At 64.1% G+C, this 418-nt stretch carries 1 protein-coding gene and 1 pseudogene; one reads left to right on the top strand and one right to left on the bottom strand.

The window, feature by feature from the left end; translation table 11 throughout:
- A pseudogene (locus EOA29_RS43675) lies at positions 1 to 161 on the top strand (ABC transporter ATP-binding protein); the annotation flags it as partial.
- A gap of 45 nt (positions 162 to 206) precedes the next feature.
- On the opposite strand, the gene EOA29_RS40390 reads toward EOA29_RS43675, so the two are convergent.
- The coding region (locus EOA29_RS40390; RefSeq protein ID WP_127222604.1) for a DUF4437 domain-containing protein at positions 207 to 418 on the bottom strand (212 nt) is incomplete at its 5' end.

The raw sequence follows: 418 nt of genomic DNA, 5'->3' as shown, positions 1-418 counted from the left end.
AGAAGATCCTGACGCTCAGGGTCGGCGACACCATGCTGCGCGCCACGGTGCCGGCGAGAACCGATGTCGAGATCGAGCAGCCGGTCCGCTTCGCCTGGAACCCGGACAAGGTGGTGCTGTTCGACAAGGGCAGCGGGGTCAGCCTGCGGCACGCCAGCTAGCCTGACGATTTTCAAGCAACCGGGGCTGGCAGGCGCATCGTCTGGCTACTTCGGCAGATAGGTCTCGTAGGGCGTGTCGTTGATCAGCAGGATCACGCACTCCGTGTCCGACAGGCAGGCATCGTCATGCATCTCATTGGCCTTCTGGGTCCAGTAGGACCCTGGCGGCAACTCGACCCTGTTCGCCTCGCCGCCATCCATCTGCCAGTGCGCCCACAGCCCCTCAATGACCACGGCGCGATAGTCCGCGGTATGCG

The sequence above is a fragment of the Mesorhizobium sp. M1E.F.Ca.ET.063.01.1.1 genome (genome assembly GCF_003998155.1).
Taxonomy (GTDB): domain Bacteria; phylum Pseudomonadota; class Alphaproteobacteria; order Rhizobiales; family Rhizobiaceae; genus Mesorhizobium.
Note: the sequence above shows the minus strand (reverse complement) of the source record. Positions and strands in the feature narration are given on the sequence as shown.